The organism is Pseudomonas sp. LBUM1674 (genome assembly GCF_059695635.1).
The window spans coordinates 377,549-400,533 of sequence record NZ_CP166779.1 but is presented as its reverse complement, the minus strand read 5'-3'; the positions used below and the strand labels follow the sequence as shown (position 1 = coordinate 400,533).

Genomic DNA, 22,985 nt, shown 5'->3' with positions numbered 1-22,985 from the left:
CTTTTTCCATTGCCTGACCGGCCGCGCCCTCCGAGGTCCGAAGTGAAAACTGCTGTCGCTCCACTCGCCCATGAAATTCCGCCCGCCTTGAAGGACGATGTCGTCGCCGAGGTGCAGGACATTTTCATCGAAAAAGGCACGCCACTGTTCATGCGCACGGTGCTCGCGCTGTTCTGCGGCGGCTTCGCGACCTTCGCCCTGCTTTACTGCGTGCAACCGATGATGCCGCTGCTGTCCCACGAGTACGCCATCAACGCGGCCCAGAGCAGCCTGATTCTGTCGGTGGCCACTGGCATGCTCGCCATCGGCTTGTTAATCACCGGTCCCCTCTCTGACCGCATAGGGCGTAAACCGGTCATGGTTGCGGCATTGTTCGCGGCGGCGCTGTGCACCATCGCCAGCTCCATGATGCCAAGCTGGCATGGCGTGTTGCTGATGCGCGCGCTGATCGGATTGTCGTTGAGCGGTCTGGCAGCGGTGGCCATGACTTACCTGAGCGAAGAGATTCACCCGCAGCACATTGGCCTGGCCATGGGCCTGTACATCGGCGGCAACGCCATCGGCGGGATGAGCGGACGCTTGATTACCGGGGTGTTGATCGACTTCGTCAGCTGGCACACGGCGATGCTGGTGATCGGCGGCCTGGCCCTGATCGCGGCGGCAGTGTTCTGGAAGATTCTCCCCGAGTCGCGCAACTTCCGCCCTCGCTCATTGCACCCGCGCAGCCTGCTGGACGGCTTCACCATGCACTTTCGCGATGCCGGCCTGCCGCTGTTGTTCCTCGAAGCGTTTGTGTTGATGGGCGCGTTCGTCACCCTGTTCAACTACATCGGTTACCGCTTGCTGGCCGAGCCGTATCACATGGACCAGGCCTTTGTCGGGCTGCTCTCGGTGGTGTACCTGTCCGGCATCTACAGCTCGGCGAAAGTCGGCGCCCTGGCCGATAAACTCGGCCGGCGCAAGATGCTCTGGGCCACCATCGTGCTGATGATCGCCGGCCTGGCCCTGACCCTGTTCACGCCATTGCCGGTGGTGATCGTCGGCATGCTGATTTTCACCTTCGGCTTTTTCGGCGCCCATTCGGTGGCCAGCAGCTGGATCGGCCGCCGCGCGCTCAAGGCCAAGGGGCAGGCGTCGTCGCTGTACCTGTTCAGCTATTACGCCGGGTCGAGCATTGCCGGCACGGCGGGTGGGGTGTTCTGGCATTTGGGCGGGTGGAACGGGATTGGGCTGTTTATTGGCGGATTGCTGGTCATTGCGCTGTTGGTGGCGTTGAAACTGGCGAAGTTGCCGCCGCTGACCGGCGTAAAAGCCTGACGCGGACCCTGTGGAAGCGAGACCGGCTCGATATCGCCAAACAAAAACGCCCGGCATAATCCGGGCGTTTTCTATCGGGTCACGATCACTCGTGATATTGCGCCGACAGCTCATGCACCGCGCGCAAGAATGCACCGGCGTGTTCCGGATCGACTTCGGGGGTGATGCCATGGCCGAGGTTGAACACGTGGCCACTGCCTTTGCCGTAGCTGGCGAGGATGCGGCCGACTTCGGTGCGAATGGCTTCTGGTTTCGCGTACAGGACCGTCGGGTCCATGTTGCCTTGCAGGGCGACTTTGTCGCCAACGCGAGAACGGGCGCTGCCGATGTCGCAGGTCCAGTCCAGGCCCAATGCATCAGCGCCAGCGTCGGCGATGCTTTCCAGCCACAGACCGCCGTTCTTGGTGAACAGGATCACCGGCACTTTGCGACCCTCGTGTTCGCGGATCAGGCCGCTGACGATTTTGCGCATGTAGGCCAGGGAGAATTCCTGGTAGGCCGCCGCCGAGAGGCTGCCACCCCAGCTGTCGAAGATCTGCACCGCTTGCGCGCCAGCCATGATCTGGCCGTTGAGGTAACTGGTGACCGTCTGCGCGAGCTTGTCCAGCAACAGGTGCAAGGCTTGCGGGTTGTCGTAGAGCATGGTTTTGGTCTTGCGGTAGTCTTTCGACGAGCCGCCTTCAACCATGTAGGTGGCCAGGGTCCATGGGCTGCCGGCAAAGCCGATCAGTGGCACGCGGCCGTTCAGCTCACGGCGAATGGTGCTGACCGCATCCATGACGTAGCCGAGGTCTTTGTGCGGATCAGGGATCGGCAGGGCTTCGATGTCAGCCAGGGTGCTGATGACTTTCTTGAAGCGCGGACCTTCACCGGTTTCGAAGTACAGGCCTTGGCCCATGGCGTCCGGGATGGTGAGGATGTCGGAAAACAGGATCGCCGCGTCCAGTTGCGGATAGCGGTCGAGCGGTTGCATCGTGACTTCGCAGGCGAACTCCGGGTTCATGCACAGGCTCATGAAGTCACCGGCCTTGGCACGGCTGGCGCGGTATTCCGGCAGGTAGCGACCGGCCTGACGCATCATCCACACAGGCGTGACGTCTACGGGTTGCTTGAGCAGGGCGCGAAGGAAACGGTCGTTCTTCAGGGCAGTCATGTCGGCATCCGGAAAAAAAGTGCGGGCATTTTCTCAGAGCGCGACGTAAAAGGCACGGCAAGCGCCGCACCTTTTGTCTATCGGGTCAATTTGTCGCGGTGGAACTTAGTATTTAGCAACACTGAGAAACACCTGTGGGAGCGAGCTTGCTCGCGATGGCGGTGTTACATTCAACATCTCTGTCGACTGATACTCCGCTATCGCGAGCAAGCTCGCTCCCACATTTGATCGCATTCCAGTTTTGGAGAGTGATCAGACGCCCAGGTAATCCAGGATCCCTTCGGCGGCATTGCGGCCTTCGAAGATCGCCGTCACCACCAGGTCAGACCCACGAACCATGTCGCCACCGGCGAAGATTTTCGGGTTGCTGGTCTGGTGCTTGTACTGACCCTGCTCCGGCGCCACGACGCGGCCCTGGCTGTCGGTCTGGATGCTGTGCTGTTCAAACCACGAAGCCGGGCTTGGGCGGAAACCGAAGGCGATGACCACGGCGTCGGCCGGGATGATCTCTTCGGAACCCGGGATCGGCTCAGGGCTGCGGCGACCGCGAGCGTCCGGTTCGCCGAGACGGGTCTCGACCACTTTCACACCTTCGACGCGGTCTTCACCGACGATCGCGATCGGCTGGCGGTTGTAGAGGAATTTCACGCCTTCTTCCTTGGCGTTCTTCACCTCTTTGCGCGAGCCCGGCATGTTCGCTTCGTCACGACGATAAGCACAGGTCACCGACTTGGCGCCCTGGCGAATCGACGTGCGGTTGCAGTCCATCGCCGTGTCGCCGCCACCCAGCACCACCACCTTCTTGCCTTTCATGTCGACGAAATCTTCCGGCGACTTTTCAAAGCCCAGGTTGCGATTGACGTTGGCGATCAGGAAGTCCAGCGCGTCATGCACGCCCGGCAGGTCCTCGCCGGCAAAGCCGCCCTTCATGTAGGTGTAAGTGCCCATGCCCATGAACACGGCATCGTATTCTTCGAGCAATTGCTCGACGGTCACGTCCTTGCCCACTTCGGTGTTCAGGCGGAACTCGATGCCCATGCCGGTGAAGACTTCGCGGCGATTGCTCAGCACGGTCTTTTCCAACTTGAACTCAGGGATGCCGAAGGTCAGCAGACCACCGATTTCCGGGTTCTTGTCGAACACCACCGGGGTCACGCCGCCGCGGACCAGCACGTCGGCACAGCCCAAACCTGCCGGGCCGGCGCCGATCACGGCAACACGCTTGCCGGTCGGTATGACCTTGGACATGTCCGGGCGCCAGCCCATGGCGAACGCGGTGTCGGTGATGTACTTCTCGACCGAACCGATGGTCACCGCGCCAAAACCGTCGTTGAGGGTGCAGGCACCCTCGCACAGACGATCCTGCGGACACACCCGGCCGCAGACTTCCGGCAGGGTGTTGGTCTGGTGCGACAGCTCGGCGGCCTGGAGGATGTTGCCCTCGGCCACCAGCTTCAGCCAGTTCGGAATGAAGTTGTGCACCGGGCACTTCCATTCGCAATACGGGTTACCGCAACCCAGGCAGCGGTGGGCCTGATCGGCCGAGTGCTGGGGTTTGAAGGGTTCGTAGATTTCCACGAACTCTTTCTTGCGTTGACGCAACAGTTTCTTCTTCGGATCTTTGCGCCCGACATCGATGAACTGGAAGTCGTTATTCAGACGTTCAGCCATTGTTAAAACCTCTCAACAGCAGCTCGAAGCTACAAGCCTCAAGCTGCAAGACAATCACGGTGGCAGGCACATCGCGCACTGCTGTTAACTTGCGGCTTGAAGCTTGCCGCTTGCAGCTGCGTCGTTACTGCGGACTCGCACGAGTACTGGAGAGCAAAGATTTCAAGCTCGCCGCCTTAGGTTTGACGAGCCAGAAACGACGCAAATAGTCATCGAGGTTTTCAGCGAGGTTACGACCCCACTCGCTGTCGGTTTCCTCGACGTATTCGTTCAGCACGCGTTGCAGGTGGCTGCGATAGGCTTCCATCGCCTCACCGCTGATCCGCTGGATTTCCACCAGTTCGTGGTTGACCCGGTCAACGAAGCTGTTGTCCTGGTCGAGCACGTAGGCGAAACCGCCGGTCATGCCTGAGCCGAAGTTGTAACCGGTCTTGCCCAACACGCAGACGAAACCACCGGTCATGTACTCGCAGCAGTGATCGCCCGTGCCTTCTACCACAGTGTGAGCGCCGGAGTTACGCACGGCGAAACGTTCGCCCGCGGTCCCGGCGGCGAACAGCTTGCCACCGGTGGCGCCGTACAGGCAGGTGTTGCCGATAATGGCACTGTCCTGAGTCTTGTAGACGCTACCCTTCGGCGGAACGATGACCAGTTTGCCGCCGGTCATGCCTTTGCCGACGTAGTCGTTGGCATCGCCTTCCAGGTACATGTTCAAGCCGCCAGCGTTCCACACACCGAAGCTCTGACCGGCCGTCCCTTTGAAGCGGAAGGTGATCGGCGCGCTTGCCATGCCTTGGTTGCCGTATTTGCGCGCGATTTCTCCGGAGATCCGCGCGCCGATGGAACGGTCGCAGTTGCAGATATCCAGGGCAAAATCGGCGCCGCTCATGTCGTTGATGGCCGAAGTGGCCAGGTCGACCATTTTCTCTGCCAGCAGGCCTTTGTCGAACGGCGGGTTGCGGTCGACCTGGCAGAACTGAGGCTTGTCTGCCGGGATGTGATCGCTGCCCAGCAATGGCGTCAGGTCCAGGTGGTTCTGCTTGGCGGTCTGGCCTTCGAGGATGTCCAGCAGATCGGTACGACCGATCAGCTCTTCGAGGGAGCGCACGCCCAACTTCGCCAGCCACTCACGGGTTTCTTCGGCGACGTAGGTGAAGAAATTCACCACCATGTCGACGGTACCGATGTAGTGATCCTTACGCAGCTTCTCGTTCTGAGTCGCGACGCCGGTAGCGCAGTTGTTCAGGTGGCAGATGCGCAGGTATTTGCAGCCCAGGGCGATCATCGGCGCGGTGCCGAAGCCGAAGCTTTCAGCACCGAGAATCGCCGCCTTGATCACGTCGAGGCCGGTTTTCAGGCCGCCGTCGGTTTGTACCCGCACTTTGCCGCGCAGGTCGTTGCCGCGCAGGGTCTGGTGGGTTTCGGCCAGGCCGAGCTCCCACGGAGCGCCCGCGTATTTGATCGACGTCAGTGGCGACGCACCGGTGCCGCCGTCGTAGCCGGAGATGGTGATCAAGTCCGCGTAGGCCTTGGCCACACCGGCGGCGATGGTGCCGACGCCCGCTTCTGCGACCAGCTTCACCGAGACCAGCGCCTTCGGGTTGACTTGTTTCAAGTCGAAAATCAGCTGCGACAAATCTTCAATCGAATAGATGTCGTGGTGCGGCGGAGGCGAAATCAGGGTCACGCCCGGCACTGCGTAACGCAGCTTGGCGATCAGACCGTTGACCTTGCCGCCTGGCAACTGACCACCTTCACCGGGCTTGGCGCCCTGAGCGACTTTGATCTGCAGCACTTCAGCGTTGACCAGGTATTCCGGAGTCACACCGAAACGGCCCGTCGCCACCTGCTTGATTTTCGAGCTCTTGATGGTGCCGTAGCGCGCCGGGTCTTCGCCGCCTTCGCCGGAGTTGGAACGCGCACCGAGGCGGTTCATGGCTTCGGCCAGGGCTTCGTGGGCTTCTGGCGATAGCGCACCGAGCGAGATGCCGGCGGAGTCGAAGCGCTTGAGCACCGATTCCAGCGGTTCGATATCGCTGATGTCCAGCGGCGTGTCCAGGGTTTTGACCTTGAACAGGTCGCGGATCATCGACACCGGGCGGTTATCCACCAGCGCCGTGTATTCCTTGAACTTGCCGTAGTCGCCCTGCTGCACAGCAGCTTGCAGGGTGTTGACCACGTCCGGGTTGTAAGCGTGATATTCGCCACCGTGGACGAACTTCAGCAGGCCGCCTTGCTGGATCGGCTTGCGCGGACTCCAGGCTTCGGCCGCCAGCGCTTTCTGCTCGGCTTCGATGTCGACGAAACGCGCGCCCTTGATGCGGCTTGGCACACCACGGAAGCTCAGGTCGCAGACTTCCTCGGACAGGCCGATGGCTTCGAACAGCTGAGCACCACGGTACGAGGCGATGGTGGAAATACCCATCTTCGACAGGATCTTCAGCAGGCCTTTGGTGATGCCTTTACGGTAGTTCTTGAACACCTCATAAAGGTCGCCCAGCACTTCACCGGTGCGGATCAGGTCGCCCAGCACTTCGTAGGCCAGGAACGGATAGACCGCCGAGGCGCCAAAACCGATCAACACCGCGAAGTGATGCGGATCGCGAGCGGTGGCGGTTTCCACCAGGATGTTGGAGTCGCAACGCAGGCCTTTTTCGGTCAGGCGATGGTGCACCGCGCCGGTGGCCAGGGAAGCGTGGATCGGCAACTTGCCAGGGGCGATGTGACGGTCACTCAGCACGATCAGGGTACGGCCGGCGCGAACGGCTTCTTCAGCCTGATCGGCGACGTTACGCACCGCGGCTTCGAGGCCGACGCTCTCGTCGTAGTTGAGGTCGATGACCTGGCGCTCGAAGCCCGGACGATCGAGGTTCATCAGCGAGCGCCACTTGGCCGGGGAAATGACCGGCGAGCTGAGGATCACGCGCGAGGCGTGTTCCGGCGACTCCTGGAAGATGTTGCGCTCGGCACCGAGGCAGATCTCCAGCGACATGACGATGGCTTCACGCAGCGGGTCGATCGGCGGGTTGGTCACCTGCGCGAACTGCTGACGGAAATAGTCGTACGGCGTGCGCACGCGCTGGGACAGCACGGCCATCGGCGTATCGTCGCCCATCGAGCCGACGGCTTCATAGCCTTGCTCGCCGAGCGGACGCAGCACCTGGTCGCGTTCTTCGAAAGTGACCTGGTACATCTTCATGTACTGCTTGAGCTGATCGACGTCGTAGAACGCCGAACCGTGGTCGTTGTCTTCCATGGTCGCCTGGATGCGCAGGGCATTCTTGCGCAGCCATTGCTTGTACGGATGACGCGACTTCAAGCGGTTGTCGATGGCATCGGTGTCGAGGATCTGGCCGGTTTCAGTGTCCACGGCAAAGATCTGGCCCGGACCGACGCGCCCCTTGGCGATCACGTCTTCAGGCTGGTAGTTCCAGACACCGATTTCCGAGGCCAGGGTGATGAAACCGTTCTTGGTGGTGACCCAGCGCGCCGGGCGCAGACCGTTACGGTCGAGCAGGCACACCGCGTAGCGACCGTCGGTCATGACCACGCCGGCCGGGCCGTCCCACGGTTCCATGTGCATCGAGTTGTATTCGTAGAACGCACGCAGGTCCGGGTCCATGGTTTCGACGTTCTGCCACGCAGGCGGAATGATCATCCGCACGCCGCGGAACAGGTCGATGCCACCGGTGACCATCAGCTCGAGCATGTTGTCCATGCTGGAGGAGTCGGAACCAACACGGTTGACCAGCGGGCCGAGTTCTTCCAGATCCATCAGATCGTTGGTGAACTTGGTGCGCCGGGCCACGGCCCAGTTGCGGTTGCCGGTAATGGTGTTGATCTCGCCGTTGTGGGCGAGGAAGCGGAACGGCTGGGCCAACGGCCATTTCGGCAGGGTGTTGGTGGAGAAGCGCTGGTGGAACACGCAGATCGAAGTTTGCAGGCGCTGGTCGCTGAGGTCTGGATAGAAGGCGGTCAAATCCGCCGGCATCATCAGGCCTTTGTAAATGATGGTCTTGTGGGAAAAGCTGCAGATGTAGTGATCGACGTCGGCGGCATTGGCCACGGACGAGCGACGACGGGCGCTGAACAGCTTGATCGCCATGTCCTGGTCGCTCAGGCCTTCACCGCCGATGTACACCTGCTCGATCTGCGGCAGGCGCTCAAGGGCCAGGCGGCCGAGGACGCTGGTGTCGATCGGCACTTTGCGCCAGCCGACCAGGGTCAGACCTTCGGCCAGGATCTCGCGGTTCATGTTCTCGCGAGCGGCTTCGGCTTTGACCGGGTCCTGGTTGAAGAAGACCATGCCCACGGCATATTGCTTGGGCAGTGCGACGCCGAAGGTTTCCTGGGCGATGGCTCGCAGGAACACGTCCGGCTTTTGAATCAGCAGACCGCAACCGTCACCGGTCTTGCCGTCGGCGTTGATCCCACCGCGGTGGGTCATGCAGGTCAGGGCCTCGACGGCCGTTTGCAAAAGGGTATGACTGGGCTCGCCCTGCATATGGGCTATCAGGCCGAAACCGCAGTTATCCTTGAATTCATCTGGTTGGTACAGACCTGCTTTCATAGACACTTTCTCACCAGGCTGCCCCTTATCAGGGCAAATTTCTTTTCAATTCAACCACTTGCCATCCGCGCCGAACGTACGCCAGCTTTGCGGGGGCAAAAGGGAGGTCATTGTACACACCGACACAGAGGCTCACAAATTTGACGACGAAATGTCGCAAATCTATGTCGCATTTGTGAAAGGTTTAAAGCTATCTACTGTGCTAGTCAAAACTTTTTTAATTTTGACCGCTACGACTCAAAGACTACTGTGACGCAGACACCACAAGGCACGCGGCCTGGAGGGCAGCGCGCACTTGCGGAAATTTTGAGGTGCCTGGAGTGGCGGCCTGGGTAAGGCCGCCGAATCTTCAGCGAGTTGCTGCCAGTTCCTGTTGGACGCTGGCGACAGTGCGAGGCCAAGGTTTACCAGCCTGAACCTTCGCTGGCAAGGCCTTGATGGCGCTAAGGGCTGCATCGCGATTGGCGAAGCTACCATAGGTGATGACGTAAAGCGGCTTGCCGTTGAGCACTTTCTTGAAATAACGGTACTCGCCGCCCTGCTCTTTCACGAAGTTTTGCGCGGACGCTTCCGAACTGGTGCCGAGGATCTGCACCACGTAGTTGGTCGGTGCTTGCCCGGCGTACCAGGTGCCTCCGGCGGCTTTGGCCACGGTGACTGGCTTGTCGGCAGGCTTGGCGGGCGCAGTAGCTGGCTTGGCGGGCGCTGGGGCCGGTTTCGCAGCAGGTGCCGGCGCAGGCTTGGCCGTCGCAACTTGAGTCGGCGCAGGCGCGGGCTTGGCCGCCGTTGTCGGCGCCGGACCTGGCTGGATGCCGGCAGGCGGCGCAGTCGTGGTCACGGTCGGAGGCGTAGCGCTGGAACCCTCTACCGGCACGCCGTCGTCGCCTTCGGTGATGCCGCCGGCCGCTTCGGCCAGGGGGCCGCGCATGACCGGCTGCGAGTTACCGACCAGCGGCAACGGCATCGGTTGCGAATTACCGTTGAACTCCATGGCCGGAGCACCGCTGCCGTCAGGTTGCGGCGCGCCCTGACCCGGCGGCAGTTGCGCCTGCTCGTTGGCAGGTGCGCCAGTGGTCGGTGCTTTGCTGCGACCCGGCATCAACCAGGCGGCGGCTACCGCGACCACGACGACGGCGGATATCGCCAATACGTGTTTCTTCGGCATATTGAACCCCATACTTGGACGCTTGACCGCTGAGCGGCTGGCAATCATGGCTTCGATCATTGCATCGCGGGCAACCTGGTTGATGGTGCCAGGCCAACCGTCGGAGCTTTCGTGAATATCAGAGATCTGTTTTGCGGTGAAAAGTTCGATACCACGACCCGCGCCCTCGAGCCGCTGGTCCAGATATTCCCGGGTTTCCTCTTCGCTGTAAGGCTGCAACTCGATGACGTGGAAACGCTCTTCCTCAAGGCTCAACGCATCCAGCTGCGCAATCAGCGAGGACTCGCCGAACAGGAACACATGCGGACGACCTTCCGGCGCACCCGTCGCCAAGGCCATCAAGGCGTCCAGCGCGGACTCGTCGAGTTGTTCGGCATCATCCACCAGCAGGTAGACTTCCTGCCCTGTGAGCGCCAATTGCACCACTTGAGCCAGAATCGCACCGATCTCGGGCTGCGCAACGTTCAACGCCTGAGCCACCTGCTGCAGCACGCCGGTTGCATCACCGGCACCCCGGGCGGAAACCACCACACTCTGCACCGTCTGCTTGTTGGTACTGGCCACCAGGGCCTGACGCAACAAGGTCTTGCCACTGCCTTGCGGGCCGGTGACCACCAGCAGCATCTGGCTATAACGTGCAAGGTGATGCAGCTGCCCCAGCACCGGTTTGCGCTGCGCAGGGAAAAATTTGAAGCCAGGCACCCGCGGAGCAAAAGGGTCATGGCTCAACTGGTAATGGCCGAGGAAAGCCTCGTCGGCATGCAAACTAGTCATCGGGATCTATTAACCTTTAAGCTGAGCCAGGGCGCGGTAATCCGCTCCCAGCGTGGCCTGTAAAACCTCTTTCGGATAATCGTCGGTCACCACCGCTTCGCCCATGTGGCGCAGCAGCACCAGGCGTAAACGGCCGTCGATCACTTTCTTGTCTATTGCCATGTGTTCGAGAAAATCGGCTTCAGTCATCTCTTCAGGCGGGATGACCGGCAAGCCGGCACGCTGGAACAGGCGGATGCCGCGATCGCGCTCCTGCTCGCTGATCCAGCCCAGCAGTGCGGACATCTGCAAAGCCATTACGGTGCCAGCAGCGACCGCCTCACCATGCAGCCAGACACCATAGCCCATATGGGTTTCGATGGCGTGGCCGAAGGTGTGGCCCAGGTTCAACGTGGCACGAACGCCAGTTTCCTTTTCATCGGCACCGACTACCGCCGCCTTGGCCGCGCAGGAACGCTCGATGGCGTAGGTCAGGGCGACCTGATCCAGGGTTCGCAGGCGATCGACGTTTTCTTCGAGCCAGGTCAGGAACGGCTCGTCGCAGATCAGCCCGTACTTGATGACTTCAGCAAGCCCGGCAGACAGCTCGCGGGCCGGCAGGGTATTGAGAGTGGCGGTATCGATCAGCACCACGTTCGGCTGATAGAAGGCGCCGACCATGTTCTTGCCCAGCGGATGATTGATCCCGGTCTTGCCGCCCACCGACGAGTCGACTTGCGACAGCAACGTGGTCGGGACCTGGATGAAATCGACGCCGCGTTGGTAGCAGGCGGCAGCAAAACCTGCCATGTCACCAATGACGCCGCCACCGAGGGCAATCACCGTGGTGCGACGGTCGTGGCGCGCGGTCAGCAGGCCGTCGAATATAAGCTGCAGCGTTTCCCAGGTCTTGAAGGCTTCGCCGTCGGGCAGTACCACGGAAATCACCGAGAACTTCGCGAGGCTGCGGGTCAGACGCTCGAGATAGAGCGGCGCAACGGTCTCGTTGGAGATGATTGCCACTTGCCGTCCGCGGATATGCGGGGCCAGTAGCTCAGGCTGATCCAACAAACCTTCGCCAATATGAATCGGGTAGCTGCGCTCGCCTAGATCGACCTTGAGTGTCTGCATGTGTCCCCACAGTAAAGATGGAATCAGGCGTCCTGCCTTGAGTTAACCAATGTCTACGGCGCCTGCTGGTGTGACGCCGTTCGGTAGCCATCCGCCACAACCTTGAGCGGCCATGACAGCGCCCGAGGATAGCGCATTTCGCGCTGCGCTTTAACGGGGAGGCAGCTGTTGCAAGCGCTCGAGAATATCAAGCACCACCATTCGCGGTGGTCGCTCATCGGTTTCCACCACCAGATCGGCGATTTCCCTATAAAGCGGATCGCGAATCGCCAACAGGTCCCGAAGGGTCTTGGCCGGATCGGCAGTACGCAGCAGGGGTCGATTGCGGTCACGCGAGGTGCGACCGACTTGCTGCTCGACGGACGCGTGCAGATAAACCACCCGACCACCGGCATGCAGCGCCCGACGATTGGCTTCGCGCATCACCGCGCCGCCACCGGTCGCCAGCACCACGCCATCGCAGCCGCACAGCTCGGCGATCATCGCCTGCTCGCGGTCACGAAAGCCCGGCTCGCCTTCCTTATCGAAAATCCACGGGATATTGGCGCCCGTGCGCAATTCAATTTCCTTATCGGAATCCTTGAACGGCAGGCGCAGCTCTTTGGCCAGCAAACGGCCGATGGTGCTTTTTCCAGCCCCCATCGGTCCAACAAGAATCAAATTTCGCACAGAATCAATGACTCACAGCAATCGCCTGATTGTTCATGATACGCGGAGTGAGAAATACCAGCAGCTCGGATTTTTTCTCCGAAACCACGTCACGCCGGAAAAGGCGGCCAAGATACGGCACATCGCCGAGAAATGGCACCTTATCTACAACCTTGCTCTGAGTATTTGAGAAAACCCCGCCGATCACGATGGTCTCGCCGTCATTGACCAGCACCTTGGCATTGACCTCGTTTTTCTTGATCGGCGGCACATCCTGGACCTTGTTCAAGTAATCCGGCTCATCCTTGGTGACCTTGACCTCCATGATGATCCGGTTGTCCGGGGTGATTTGCGGCGTCACTTCCAGCGACAGCGAGGCCTCCTTGAACGACACCGACGTGGCGCCGCTGGAACTGGCTTCCTGATAGGGAATTTCAGTGCCCTTGAGGATTTTCGCAGTCTCCTTGTCGGACGTGACCACCTTGGGCTGCGAGACGATTTCGCCGTTGCCGGTCTTCTCCATCGCAGTCAGTTCAAGGTCGAGCAACACATTGTCGGTGATGAACGCGATGCCCAGCCCCGAGGTATTGCCGGCGGTGCCCATGTCGACAAACGGCGAGTTGGTGCTGGTGCTGCCCGGCGTACCAATGGTGGTCGAAGAGCCGTTGACCCCGGAGCCGTTCCAGTTACCTTTCTGCACCGAACCGCCCCAGCGCACGCCGAGGCTTTTGTCGTAATCGACGTTGGCTTCGACGATTCGCGCCTCGATCATCACCTGGCGTACCGGAATATCCAGTTGCGCAACGATACGGCGAAGCTCGTCAAGGCGGTCCTGGGTCTGGTAGGCAATGATGTTGTTGGTCCGCTCATCGACCGTGATCGAGCCCCGTTCGTCGATTTTTGCCTCGGCACTGGTCACCGACTGGAACAGCTTGGCGATATCCGCAGCCTTGGCATAGTTGACCTGCAGCAGCTCGCGACGCAAAGGCGCCAGTTCGGCAATCTGCTTTTGCGACTCGAGTTCCTGGCGTTCACGCGCGGCAATCTCATCGGCGGGGGCTACCAGCAGCACGTTGCCGATCTTGCGTTTATCCAGGCCTTTGGTTTTCAGCACCAGGTCCAGCGCCTGATCCCACGGCACGTTCTGCAAACGCAGGGTGATGCCGCCCTGCACGGTGTCGCTGGCCACCAGGTTGAGGTTGGTGAAATCGGCGATCAGTTGCAGCACCGAGCGCACATCGATGTCCTGGAAATTCAGCGAGAGCTTTTCACCGGTGTAGGCGAAACGCTCGGCGTTGCGTTTTTGCAGGTCGTCGACGGTCATCGGCCGGATGCTGACCGTGAGCTTGTTGTCGGTCTGATAGGTCGAATAGTCAAAAGCACCGGTGGGCTCGATGCTGATGGTGGCCCGATCGCCTGTGGCGCTGGCATTGACGAACTGTACCGGCGTGGCGAAGTCCTTGACGTCCAGGCGCACCCGCAATGGCTCGGGCAGTTGTGTCCTGGCGAAACCGAGAATGATCTTGCCGTCACGCTCCTGGATATCCGGGGCGATGGAGGGGTCCGACAGATCGATGACCACATTGCCTTCGCCTTGGGTGCCGCGCTGGAAATCCACGCCCCGGATGGCCTTGCCCACCGGCGCATAGGTCCTGGCCGGGGCTGGCGTTGCAGTGGCCGCGCGAGGCGTATTGGCGGGCCGGGGCGCGGCCTTCGCGGCGCCTTGCCCGACGACCACGAACAGCGTGTTGCCTTCGACCCGCGCATCATACGGGGTCAACTGAGTCAGATTGATGATCAGCCGCGTGCGGTCCTTGGCCTCGACTACCGTGGCGCTGCGGGCATTGCCTCCCCCCAGTTCACGATTCTTGCTCTTCAGTTGACTGACCACCCCGGGCAGATCCAGCGCAATCCGTGCCGGCGATTCGGTCGTGTAGCCACGGGGCGTCGGGGGCGGTCCATCGAAAGACAACTTCAACTCGACGCGATCTCCCGGTAACGCCGCGACATCCAGCGTCTTGAGGTTGGCCGCTAGTACCATCGGCGACAGCAGCGCTATCCATAGCGAAATACCGAGGGTGGAGAAAATCCTGTTCATTGTTCGAGTTCCACTATGAGTGCTCTTTCAAAGGGATGGTCCGCGGCCGCTCCAGCCAGGCGCCTTGGCCGTCCGGAACGATTTCGACCACATCGACCTGCGAGCCGCTGATGGCGACGATCCGTCCATCGTTACGTCCCAGGTAATCGCCGACTTTCAGCCGATGCACGCCGCCCGCTCCGCGCAGCAGCGCAAAGGAACCCGTCGCATTGGAGAGGGTGCCGACCATTTCAAACTGCTCGATGTTGAAACCTTCGAGGTATTGCTTGACCCGACCCGGGTCGGGCTTGACGTTGCGCGAGCCGTGTTTCTGACCCGCCAGATCGACTCTGACCTGCCTGGAAAACGGGCTTCTCAAGTTGGCGGCGCTGTAGGTGAATGTCGGGTAAGACCGGAATTTCGGGGTTGGTTCAATTTTGCCCGGCGGTCGCAGGCGCACTTCGTTCATGTAGGCATCGAGATCACTGACGTCATTGCCGCTGCCACAACCGGTCAGGCCGGCAATGAATACCATCATCGATACACAACGAATCGGGTTCATTTTTGCAACCCCTTGTCGTTGTAGCGGTAAGTCTTGGCCAGGATGCTCATGCGCAACCTCGGTCCGCCCTCAGGGTTGGCCGGCGCAATATCGAAGTCATGCAGGGTGACAATGCGTGGCAGTCCCGCTACGCCACTGACGAAGGTGGCCAGGTCATGGTAGGCACCGGTGACGGTGATCTGGATCGGCAGTTCGATGTAGAACTGCTGGGAGGCCTCCGGCAATAACTTGATCTCTTCGAACTCCAGGCCACTGCCCAGGCCAGTCCGCGTGATGTCCTCCAGCAAGCCGGGCACTTCGGTGTCACTGGGCAATTGCCGCAGCAGCACGCCGAAAGAGCTCTCCATTTCCTTCATCTGCTGGGTATACAGCTCCAGATTCGCCGCCATGTGGGCTTTGGTGGTGAATTGCTCCTTGAGGGTCGACTCTTCCTCGCGCTTGAGGTCGAGGTGATCCTCCTGATCGCTGATGTAAAAGCTGTACCCCAGCGCCAGCACCAATACCATCAGCAGGACACCCACCAATGCCTTGATCGTCGGCGGCCAGGAGCCCATGTTGTTGGTATCCAGGTCGTTGATATCGACCTTGCGCAAGCCTTCGAACCATTCGGACAGCGTCATTTGGCGCTCTCCACGGCCGGCTGAGTCTGACGAACAGTCAATTGAAAAACATTGGCCTGATCCAGCTGACCGGCGGTGGTCGCTTTGACTTCCGTGAGGTTGGGCGCATCGAACCAGTCGGACGCATCCAGATTGCGCATCAGGTCTGAAACTCGATTGTTGGATTCTGCCGCGCCTGCAATGGACAGGGTTTTGCCGGCCATTTTCACTTCGGTGAAGTAAACGCCATCCGGCAAGGTACGCGCCAGCTGATCGAAGATGCGCCCGCTGATGGGACGATTGCCTTGCAGATCCTGGATGATGCGCATGCGCTCAACCAGTTGCTGGCGACGGGCCTTGAGGTCGCTGATCTGCTTGATCCGCTCATCGACCACGGCAATCTGCTTGCCGATGTAGTCGTTACGGGCGATTTGTCGATCGATGGCGCCTTTGATGACCTGGTCCGCAATCAGCACCGCCCCCACCGAACCCACCAGCACACCGACCAGTGCCAGCAAAAAGCGCTTGCGACGCGCTTCTCGCAGCTCCTCGCGCCAGGGTAAAAGATTGATCCGCGCCATCAGTCGAAACTCCTGAGGGCCAGCCCGCAGGCAATCATCAATGCCGGGGCATCACTGGCCAGGGCACCGGCGTTGACCTTGCTGCTCAGGCTCATATCGGAGAAGGGGTTGGCCACTTGCGTAGGTGTGCCCAGTCGCTGCTCGATCAACCGGTCCAGCCCCGAAACCGAAGCGGTACCGCCTGCCAGCAGAATGTGATCGACCGAGTTGTACTGACCGGAGGCGAAAAAAAACTGCAGTGAGCGGGACACCTGCTGCACCAGCGCCTCGCGAAATGGCTGCAGGACCTCACTGACGTAATCGTCCGGCAGACCGCCCTGTTTCTTCGCCAGCCCCGCCTGCTCGAGCGTCAGCCCATAACGCCGCTGGATTTCTTCCGTCAGCTGACGACCGCCGAACAATTGCTCGCGGGTATAGATAATGCGCCCGTTGTGCAGCACGCTCAGGGTGGTCATGGTGGCGCCGATGTCGACCACCGCCACCGTCAGCCCCTCCTGAGAGGCCGCCAGATGACGCGTCAGCAGGCCATACGATCGCTCCAGCGCGTAGGCCTCGACGTCGACTACCCGAGCTGTCAGGCCAGCCAGAGCCAAGGCTGCTTCACGGACTTCGACGTTCTCCTTGCGACAAGCCGCCAGCAGCACATTGACCCGCTCGGGGCTGCGCGCCGACACGCCCTGGACTTCAAAGTCGATAGCGACTTCGTCCAATGGATAAGGGATGTATTGATCGGCCTCGATCTTCAGCTGGTTTTCCATCTCGTCGTCGGAAAGACCGGCATCCATCTCGATGGTCTTGGTGATCACTGCCGAACCGGCCACGGCCACGGCGACGTTCCTGAGGCTGGTTTTGGCCTTGAGCAGCACGCGTGAGAGGGCCTGACCCACGCCTTCGAGCTCGGCGATATTTTTCTCGACCACCGCGCTGGAGGGTAGCGGTTCAACCGCATAGGCCTCGACCCGGTAGCGATCGCCCTGGCGGCTTAGTTCCAGAAGCTTTACCGACGTGGAACTGATGTCGATCCCCAGCAGCGTATTCGCCTTTTTATTGAAGAGTCCTAGCACTACCAATTCCCTATGACTTTCCGTGAGTTACGGACTCCATAATACGCATTGCGTTCAAACCACCCGTCTTGACAGCAGCGCAAATGACGCCCTCGACGGAAAAATGCTTATAATGCCCAGCGTTTTTTTCCATATTTACTTCAAGCGCGGGTCGTTCCCTGTTTACCTGAACCCTGAGCCTAATTCATTCTTTACCCTGGATATCCAAAAGCCTTGATTCGTCTGCTGAAATTTTTCGGGTGGTCCATCGTCGCCGTCTTCTGCGGACTGCTCCTTGGTCTGAGCGGCGCGTTTTTATACCTTAGCCCCGGATTGCCATCCGTGGAGGCACTGAGAAGCATTCAGTTGCAGATTCCATTGCGGGTGTATAGCAGCGACGACAAACTGATCGCGGAATTTGGCGAAATGCGCCGCACGCCGATCCGTTTCGCCGACATCCCCCCCAATTTCATCAATGCCTTGCTCAGCGCCGAAGACGACAATTTCGCCAACCACTATGGCGTCGATCCCGGCAGCCTGATGCGTGCCGCCACTCAGCTGATCAAGAGCGGACACATCCAGTCCGGCGGCAGCACCATCACTATGCAGGTTGCGAAGAATTTTTTCCTCACCAGCGAACGCAGCTTCTCGCGCAAGACCACCGAAATCCTCCTGGCCCTGCAGATCGAACGACAACTGACCAAGGATGAAATCCTTGAGCTGTACGTGAACAAAATCTATCTGGGCAACCGCGCCTACGGCATCGAGGCGGCGGCGCAAGTCTATTATGGCAAGTCGATTCGAGACGTCAGCCTGGCACAAATGGCGATGATCGCCGGTCTGCCCAAGGCGCCGTCGCGCTTCAACCCGCTGGCCAACCCCGCCCGCAGCAAGGAGCGTCGTGACTGGATCCTGGGGCGCATGTACAAGCTGGGCAAAATCACCGAAGCCGAGTACACCACGGCGATCAACGAGCCGCTCAACGCCAGTTATCACGTACCGACTCCGGAAGTGAATGCGCCGTACATCGCTGAAATGGCCCGCGCCGAAATGGTCGGGCGCTATGGCAGCGATGCCTATACCGAAGGCTTCCGCGTCACCACCACGGTGCCGAGCAACCTGCAGGAAATGGCCAACACCGCGGTCCACGAAGGTTTGATGACCTACGATCAGCGTCATGGCTATCGTGGCCCCGAGTCACGCCTGCCGGGCAAGACCCGCGAGGCCTGGGCGACCGAACTGACCAAACAGCGCACCATCAGCAGCCTTGAGCCGGCCATCGTCATTCAGGTCGACAAGACCGGCCTGCAAGTGCTGACCCGCACCGGAGAAGAACACGTCAGCTGGGACACCATGAAATGGGCGCGTCCGTTCCTGAACACCAACAGCATGGGCGCCAATCCGAAGCAGCCGTCGGATGTGGCTCAGGTCGGCGATCTGGTTCGCGTCCAGCGCCAGCCAGACAACTCACTGAAGTTCAGCCAGATCCCGCAAGCCCAGGGCGCACTGGTGTCCCTCGACCCGCAGAACGGCGCCATTCGCTCGCTGGTCGGCGGCTTTGCGTTCGAGCAGAGCAACTACAACCGCGCGCTGCAGGCCAAGCGCCAACCGGGTTCGAGCTTCAAGCCGTTCGTCTATAGCGCCGCGCTGGATAACGGTTACACCGCCGCCAGCCTGGTGAACGACGCCCCTATCGTGTTTGTCGACGAATACCTGGATAAGGTTTGGCGCCCAAAGAACGACACCAACACCTTCCTCGGTCCGATCCGCATGCGTGAGGCGCTCTACAAGTCGCGCAACCTGGTGTCGATCCGTCTGCTGCAAGCGCTGGGCGTGGACCGCACCATCGACTACATCAGCAAGTTCGGTTTCAACAAACAGGACCTGCCGCGCAACCTGTCCCTGGCCCTGGGCACCGCCACCCTGACGCCCATGGAAATCGCCACCGGCTGGAGCACCTTCGCCAACGGCGGCTACAAGATCACCCCGTACATTATCGACAAGATCGAAAGCCGCAACGGCGACACGCTGTTCGTCGCCAACCCGCCAAGCGTTCCGAAAGGCGACGTGGTCAGCGACGGCATCGCGGCCCCGGTCCCGGCTGCCGACGCTTTCACCGTCAGCGCAACGCCAGGCGACACCCTGACTGCCCAGCCAGTGCCACCAACACCGGCCGTGGCCGAACGCATTGTCGATGGCCGCACCACGTTCATCCTCAATAGCATGCTTGAGGACGTGATCAAACGCGGCACCGGCCGCCGCGCCCTGGCATTGGGGCGCAGTGACATTGCGGGCAAGACCGGCACGACCAACGAATCAAAGGACGCCTGGTTCTCCGGCTACAACGCTGACTACGTGACTACCGTCTGGACCGGCTTCGACCAGCCTGAAAGTCTTGGTCGCCGGGAGTTCGGCGGCACTGTCGCGCTGCCGATCTGGATGAGCTACATGGGCGCCGCGCTCAAAGACAAGCCGCCCCATACGCAGCGAGAGCCGGAAGGCATCCTCAGCCTGCGAGTCGACCCGATCAGTGGCCGTGCAGCCACCCCAGGCACCCCAGGCGCCTACTTCGAACTGTTCAAGGCCGAGGACACGCCACCGTCGGGCAACGAGCTGGGCAACGGCAATGCGCCGGGCAGCCCGCTGCCAGCGGATGAAGGGGCGCCGATCGATTTGTTCTGATCGCACAGCCCCATCAAGAAGCCCCGCCTTCGAGAGAAGCGCGGGGCTTTTTTGTATCTGCAATTTCTGTACAGCCTGAAAACTACTCGCCAGTGATTGCCTCATCGCGAGCAAGCTCGCTCCCACAGGGATACAGGGTGTACTCAGGCTTAGTGTTTACACCGGCCAACTGTGGGAGCGAGCTTGCTCGCGATGAGGCCATTACTACCACTGCAAAACTCCCAGATACAAAAAAGCCCCGACTCAATAAGAGCCGGGGCCTTTGGTTGAAGCGCTACAACGGCTTAGCCGTTGAACACATCATCCACGCTTTTGAGCGGGTAGTTCTTCGGATACGGCAGGGTCGCCACACCGGTCTCGATCGCAGCCTTGGCCACAGCATCGGAGATCAGGGTGATCAGGCGAGCATCCATTGGTTTCGGAATGATGTACTCACGACCGAATTCCAGCTTGATGCCGCCATAGGCGTCGCACACTTCCTGAGGCACTGGCAGTTTGGCCAGTTCACGCAGGGCGTTGGCCGCAGCCACTTTCATTTCTTCGTTGATGCGCTTGGCGCGAACGTCCAGGGCACCGCGGAAGATGAACGGGAAGCCCAGTACGTTGTTGACCTGGTTCGGGTAGTCCGAACGGCCGGTCGCCATGATCACGTCGTCACGGGTGGCATGCGCCAGTTCCGGGGAGATTTCCGGATCCGGGTTCGAGCAGGCGAACACGATCGGGTTGGCCGCCATGGATTTCAGGCCTTCTGCGCTCAGCAGGTTCGGACCGGACAAACCAACGAACACGTCAGCGCCTTCCAGCGCGTCAGCCAGGGTGCGTTTCTCGGTCGCGTGAGCGAAGACCGCCTTGTACTGGTTCAGGTCGTCACGGCCGGAATGGATCACGCCAGTGCGGTCAACCATGTAGATGTTTTCGATGTTGGCGCCCATGCTCACCAGCAATTTCATGCAGGAGATGGCGGCAGCACCGGCGCCCAGGCAGACGATCTTGGCATCAGCCAGGGTTTTGCCAGCGATTTCCAGGGCGTTGATCATGCCGGCCGCGGTAACGATCGCGGTGCCGTGCTGGTCATCGTGGAATACCGGAATGTCGCACTGTTCGATCAGGGCGCGCTCGATCTCAAAGCACTCCGGTGCCTTGATGTCTTCCAGGTTGATGCCACCGAAGGTGATGGAGATGCGCTTGACGGTGTCGATGAAGGCTTGCGGGCTTTCGGAGTCGACTTCGATGTCGAAAACGTCGATACCGGCGAAGCGCTTGAACAGCACGCCTTTACCTTCCATCACTGGCTTGGAAGCCAATGGGCCAAGGTTACCCAGGCCGAGAATCGCGGTGCCATCGGAAATGACTGCAACCAGGTTGCCCTTGCCGGTGTATTTGTAGGCCAGTTCAGGATCGCGGGCGATTTCGCGTACTGGTTCGGCTACGCCGGGGCTGTAGGCCAGCGACAGGTCGCGGGCGGTAGCGGTGGCCTTGGTGAGCTCGACACTCAGCTTCCCTGGACGAGGATGGGCGTGATATTCGAGAGCGGCAGTTTTCAGATCAGACATGTGGGCATTCCGCTTTTACTGTTGGACAGACGGATCGCCGAGGATACTCGTGTCGCAAAGTCCCCACAAGACTGACCAGTCACCCCTGTCAAGCGGCCTGCCCTACGACTTTGGGCCAAGAGCCACGGAACACAAGGGATAGACTGTCCACAATCGACATGAAAAATGTCTACAATTTTTTATCAGGGTACCGCGTGCAGCATCACCGGGTGGGTCAACGGCAATAACCAGCGTGCCTGCCCGTCTTTGCCTCCACCACGGCGCGAACGATCCACCACCCAGCCACGCGCCTCGATCCGCTTGCCCTCGAGCCGCTCAAGCGCCGCGACATCGAACTGCCCAAGCACATTGGGTGCAACGCGCAATACAACTGAATCCTGCAACTCGATCCAAACCCCGCCGCGATTGCGCTGAACCTTGCTCACACGACCGCTGAGCACGGCAAAACCGGACGTGTTGATCTGCTCCGCTTTCAGTACAGGTGATTGTCGCCACACGCCAAGCCCGGCCTGACGGGCACTGCGTTCCGCGGCTTGCTGGCAGGCGACCAGATCGACATTCGGCGCGACGGCCACTTGGAACCCCAGGCCTTCAGCGAGCATTTGCGCTTCGAGATTGGCGCCATCCGTGCTGTAGAGATGAGCCAGGGTACGGCCGTAGTTATCCTTGCTTTCTTTGCCGGGCAGCAAAACGAGCCGTCCGTCGCTGGCCGCAACCAGAGCTTCCAGGCGATTGCGTGCCGCCACCGCGAACGGCTCGTCGGTACGGCCTTTCTTGCCCAGTTCCGGCGTATTCAAACCGATCATGCGCACGCTGCGGCCATCGCTCAGGCGCAGCGTGTCACCGTCCACCACCCGTTGCACCACAACGGATGTCAGCCCGCTCGGCGCCGGGCAGAAAGCCTGGGCACCGGAAAGCCAAATCGCAGACACAAAAAAGGCGCCCGCGAGGGACGCCTTTTTTATCAGCAAGGTAAAGCCCATGGGGCTTTGCAACCTTACTCTGCAGCAGCAGGAGCTTTCTTGCCGAAAGCACCGAAACGGTCTGCGAAGCGCTGTACACGGCCGCCAGTATCCAGAGTCTTCTGCTTACCGGTGTAGAACGGGTGGCACTCGTTGCATACGTCAGTACCCAGTGGCTTGCACAGGTTCGAACGAGTTTCGAACTTGTTGCCGCAGCTGCAAGTTACTTCGATGGTTTCGTATGCTGGATGGATATCGGCTTTCATGGTGTATTCCTCAGGCTAGTGTGCCGCCACTCAACACTATTGTTGAATACCGCACATAATTAGGCCGCGGATTCTACCAGACAATGCCAATCACGCAAGCTGTCGCTTACACCGACCGTCTGCTAGGCTCCCGACCCAATACGCGATCCCTTGTGGGAGCGAGCTTGCTTTCGATAGCGGTGTGCCAGACGATGTAAATGTTGACTGACACGCCGTCATCGCGAGCAAGCTCGCTCCCACAAGGGATGTACG

The 22,985-nt window shown here is 60.4% G+C and carries 16 protein-coding genes; 2 read left to right on the top strand and 14 right to left on the bottom strand.

Annotated features, from left to right (window positions below):
- Window positions 1–75: 75 nt before the first annotated feature.
- The gene (locus ACA067_RS01870; RefSeq protein WP_497462714.1) at window positions 76–1,317 is read left to right on the top strand and encodes an MFS transporter; all 1,242 of its coding nucleotides are present in this window, start codon (window positions 76–78) and stop codon (window positions 1,315–1,317) included.
- 85 nt (window positions 1,318–1,402) lie between these two features.
- Here the strand turns inward: ACA067_RS01870 and hemE are convergent, their stop codons facing one another.
- The 11 genes from hemE to ACA067_RS01815 form a co-directional block, all read right to left on the bottom strand.
- Window positions 1,403–2,470 carry a uroporphyrinogen decarboxylase gene (hemE, locus tag ACA067_RS01865; RefSeq protein ID WP_497460366.1) on the bottom strand — a complete coding sequence of 356 codons (1,068 nt, stop codon included), beginning with the start codon at window positions 2,468–2,470 and terminating at the stop codon, window positions 1,403–1,405.
- Window positions 2,471–2,722: 252 nt separating this feature from the next.
- A complete protein-coding gene (locus ACA067_RS01860; protein ID WP_008149580.1) occupies window positions 2,723–4,141 on the bottom strand; it encodes an FAD-dependent oxidoreductase in 1,419 nt (472 codons plus the stop codon).
- A gap of 124 nt (window positions 4,142–4,265) precedes the next feature.
- The gene (gene gltB / locus ACA067_RS01855) at window positions 4,266–8,711 is read right to left on the bottom strand and encodes a glutamate synthase large subunit (protein ID WP_497460365.1); all 4,446 of its coding nucleotides are present in this window, start codon (window positions 8,709–8,711) and stop codon (window positions 4,266–4,268) included.
- Window positions 8,712–9,060: 349 nt separating this feature from the next.
- Window positions 9,061–10,650 carry an AAA family ATPase gene (locus tag ACA067_RS01850; RefSeq protein WP_497460364.1) on the bottom strand — a complete coding sequence of 530 codons (1,590 nt, stop codon included), beginning with the start codon at window positions 10,648–10,650 and terminating at the stop codon, window positions 9,061–9,063.
- Between the two features lie 9 nt (window positions 10,651–10,659).
- Window positions 10,660–11,760 (bottom strand): 3-dehydroquinate synthase, encoded by a 1,101-nt coding sequence (aroB, locus tag ACA067_RS01845; RefSeq protein WP_497460363.1) that lies wholly within the window; start codon window positions 11,758–11,760, stop codon window positions 10,660–10,662.
- 150 nt (window positions 11,761–11,910) lie between these two features.
- On the bottom strand, window positions 11,911–12,429 hold the full coding sequence (gene aroK / locus ACA067_RS01840; RefSeq protein WP_010464421.1) for a shikimate kinase AroK: 519 nt from the start codon (window positions 12,427–12,429) through the stop codon (window positions 11,911–11,913).
- A gap of 4 nt (window positions 12,430–12,433) precedes the next feature.
- Window positions 12,434–14,506 (bottom strand): type IV pilus secretin PilQ, encoded by a 2,073-nt coding sequence (locus ACA067_RS01835; protein WP_497460362.1) that lies wholly within the window; start codon window positions 14,504–14,506, stop codon window positions 12,434–12,436.
- A gap of 13 nt (window positions 14,507–14,519) precedes the next feature.
- On the bottom strand, window positions 14,520–15,047 hold the full coding sequence (locus ACA067_RS01830) for a pilus assembly protein PilP (protein ID WP_497460361.1): 528 nt from the start codon (window positions 15,045–15,047) through the stop codon (window positions 14,520–14,522).
- Window positions 15,044–15,667, bottom strand: coding sequence for a type 4a pilus biogenesis protein PilO (gene pilO / locus ACA067_RS01825; RefSeq protein WP_497460360.1), 624 nt, complete (start codon window positions 15,665–15,667; stop codon window positions 15,044–15,046). The genes ACA067_RS01830 and pilO overlap by 4 nt, the downstream gene beginning before the upstream one ends.
- Window positions 15,664–16,227, bottom strand: a complete 564-nt coding sequence (locus ACA067_RS01820; protein ID WP_497460359.1) for a PilN domain-containing protein — start codon at window positions 16,225–16,227, stop codon at window positions 15,664–15,666. The genes pilO and ACA067_RS01820 overlap by 4 nt, the downstream gene beginning before the upstream one ends.
- Window positions 16,227–17,291: a pilus assembly protein PilM gene (locus ACA067_RS01815; protein WP_497460358.1), complete on the bottom strand. Its 1,065-nt coding sequence runs from the start codon at window positions 17,289–17,291 to the stop codon at window positions 16,227–16,229. The genes ACA067_RS01820 and ACA067_RS01815 overlap by 1 nt, the downstream gene beginning before the upstream one ends.
- Before the next feature lie 216 nt (window positions 17,292–17,507).
- Between ACA067_RS01815 and ACA067_RS01810 the strand changes: the two genes are divergently transcribed.
- Window positions 17,508–19,952, top strand: a complete 2,445-nt coding sequence (locus ACA067_RS01810) for a penicillin-binding protein 1A (RefSeq protein ID WP_497462713.1) — start codon at window positions 17,508–17,510, stop codon at window positions 19,950–19,952.
- Window positions 19,953–20,236: 284 nt separating this feature from the next.
- Here the strand turns inward: ACA067_RS01810 and ACA067_RS01805 are convergent, their stop codons facing one another.
- The 3 genes from ACA067_RS01805 to rpmE form a co-directional block, all read right to left on the bottom strand.
- Window positions 20,237–21,505: a malic enzyme-like NAD(P)-binding protein gene (locus ACA067_RS01805; RefSeq protein WP_030129218.1), complete on the bottom strand. Its 1,269-nt coding sequence runs from the start codon at window positions 21,503–21,505 to the stop codon at window positions 20,237–20,239.
- Window positions 21,506–21,687: 182 nt separating this feature from the next.
- Window positions 21,688–22,488 (bottom strand): thermonuclease family protein, encoded by an 801-nt coding sequence (locus ACA067_RS01800; RefSeq protein WP_497460357.1) that lies wholly within the window; start codon window positions 22,486–22,488, stop codon window positions 21,688–21,690.
- A gap of 14 nt (window positions 22,489–22,502) precedes the next feature.
- Window positions 22,503–22,733 (bottom strand): 50S ribosomal protein L31, encoded by a 231-nt coding sequence (gene rpmE / locus ACA067_RS01795; RefSeq protein ID WP_008080648.1) that lies wholly within the window; start codon window positions 22,731–22,733, stop codon window positions 22,503–22,505.
- Window positions 22,734–22,985 lie beyond the last annotated feature (252 nt).